This is a genomic window from Bacillus sp. CGMCC 1.60114, assembly GCF_042676365.1.
Taxonomy (GTDB): Bacteria; Bacillota; Bacilli; order Bacillales; family Bacillaceae_G; genus Bacillus_A; species Bacillus_A rhizoplanae_A.
The window spans coordinates 1-2,576 of record NZ_JBHTHG010000099.1 but is presented as its reverse complement, the minus strand read 5'-3'; the positions used below and the strand labels follow the sequence as shown (position 1 = coordinate 2,576).

Here is a 2,576-nt window from a genome sequence, read left to right as displayed (position 1 = left end):
CTGCTAGTTTGATAGTAAACAAAAAATCTCACTTTTTTCAGATAAAAAGTGAGATTTTTTGTTTAGGGGGTAACTTGATTTCTTAGCTTGATGGGCATGGGGTACCGCCAGCGTTTTACAAAAAACGCACGTTGAGAGCACATTTGGTTCAAAAAGAGTGCTATTGCGTATGCTAAAACGAGTTATACGGCACCAACAGAAGCGTTAATTTCATACTTTTATAATGCAACATATAAATAAAAAATGGTGTGAGATTTCACACCATTTTTTTAAATAACTTTATTTGATTTTAAACAACTTTATTGTCACTGCACATTTTTATGAATAATCTTAATGATATTTCCCTTTATTCTTCTAACTGCCTTTTTTCTAAGCGCTCAACTGCTTCCCGTCGTTTAGAATCATCAATATTAGTATAAAGCGAAGAGGTTTCCATTGATGTATGCCCTAACTGGTTTGCTAATAGGACTAGGTCCTTATTCTCGTTGTAATGGTTTGTTGCATATGTATGACGCAACTTGTGAGGAGTCTTTTTTTCATCAAACGCTTTTGTATATTTTACCGTAAGGTTTTGTATTGCTTTAACTGATATCTGCGAGTATGAGCCTTTATAGGCCGCCACAAACAATATATCTTCATCGTCTGGACATTTATAACATTTAGAGCGTATTTTTAGATATTCTTGTACATCGTCTAGAGAAGTTTGTGTAGCAAGAATAGATGATTTTTTATCGCCTTTTCGTATTACTTTGACTTTCCTAGTACGAAAATTAATATCAGATACCTTTAAACTAGCCACTTCTGATACACGAAGACCTGTCCCTAGTATAAGGCTTAAAATAGCTATATCACGCGCTTTATCACGTTTAAAGTAATGTGTTTTTCGTGGTGCAGTTTCCTGTAATATCAATTCATAATCATGAGATATGAACTGCATAAACTTCACGTCATCGTTATTATGAAAAATCATATCTGAAATTTCAGATGCACGAGCAGCCGAATCAACTTTTTCCTTATGTAATTCAATTTTTGCCATTACATTACGATAAAAATAACAATCTCCCGTGCAATCATCTTCTGTATGCGTAGTTAAATATTTAAATAGAGATTTTAATGCAGAATAAGAGCGAATAACTGCTTTGCTGTTATTTCCTTGACGCTCTAAATAGCTTTTATAACGTTTTGCTTGCTTTAGTGGTAAAGTTCCCAATGTTTCTATCGGTACTTCATGTATTTCCTTCACTACCTCACCATCAACTACCGCTAAGCGCGAATCAATTAGCCACTTTAAGAAAATCTCATATTCTATGATATATCCATACAAAGTAGCAGGGGAGAGGTTAGTCTTTTCTTCAATGTATTCAATAATGTACCAGGGCATTTTTTCTTTATGCTGTTCGACACGATTTTGAAATACTTGTTTTTCTCTGTTACTCAAGTTGGATCACCTCACGTATACATTCAGTATAAATAAAAAACCTAAATGAAACCAATATAACATCAAAAGATATAACTAGTTCCATTTAGTTTGGAAAAGCAAACTAAATCACGATTCGACATAAAACGACAAACTTTTCATTAAATACAATTTTAACGAACAGTTTACCATAATTTAATTATTGGAAACTAATGATTTACGAAAAACAAATAGAGGGACCACTCGATATTTTATATATCAAGATAAGTCCCGCAAATTTTATTTATAGTGTTTATTGTACTACATTCAAATTTCCTACTGGTTCTAACAATAATTTTAAGCGATTAGGATCTTTTTCTTTTACAAATTCATATGCCTCGCGTAATATCTCGTGTCTTTTATTATATAGACTAGTACATGTAAAAGCATTTGAATTACAACATGGACAGTAAATGCCTCTAAACGCTATATTAAAAGCAGCAATAGTGTGTTGTTCGAGATTAATTTTACAAAACAACCGAATGGAATTTCCATCCTCAGTATCTACAAAAATAGTAACCATGTTATCCTCATTGCGAATATTACCATTAGCATCTAACTCTACTCTAGCACGTTTAATTTTCAATTACTTTCACTCCCACATCTATATAAGTTCTGTTGTACATGAAGAAACTAATAATATACCATTGTACAGTGCATCACATTTGAAGAACTTATAATTATATCAATTTTTTAAACGTAAAAAATAAGAAATTCTATGTATACGTGTATGAAGTTAATATAATTTTGTCACTATACAACATGTATATTGTATCAGTAATATTTTCATCTTTCAATTGTTCGTTAAATAAGAATTTAATCTAAAGTTTAACGATTAATTTTAACTCCCTCTTTAGACATGAATGTTATAGATTAACGTAATTGCTCCAATTTATTTTACACAATTAGCTATTGTTTTTAGTATAAAATCTTATCCTTCGACAGTTGTTCAAGGAGATAAAAATTCAAACTTCTTCTATAAGCAATATCTTATGGAAGAAGTTTGATAAATCGGTTTTGGTGCAAAAATAATTCGCTAGAACCATAGAATAGTAATATCCTATTAACCTTGAGGTTAAGCAGCTAACTTAAATAACTTATGAATGACTTCAACCTCATT

The 2,576-nt window shown here is 31.2% G+C and carries 2 protein-coding genes; both read right to left on the bottom strand.

Going from position 1 to position 2,576, the window contains the following annotated elements; translation table 11 throughout:
- Nucleotides 1–346: 346 nt before the first annotated feature.
- Entirely contained in the window at nucleotides 347–1,438 is a 1,092-nt protein-coding gene (xerS, locus tag ACFQZ1_RS14545; RefSeq protein ID WP_377882901.1) for a tyrosine recombinase XerS, read from the bottom strand.
- Nucleotides 1,439–1,709: 271 nt separating this feature from the next.
- Entirely contained in the window at nucleotides 1,710–2,042 is a 333-nt protein-coding gene (locus ACFQZ1_RS14540; protein WP_377882900.1) for a hypothetical protein, read from the bottom strand.
- Nucleotides 2,043–2,576: the final 534 nt, after the last annotated feature.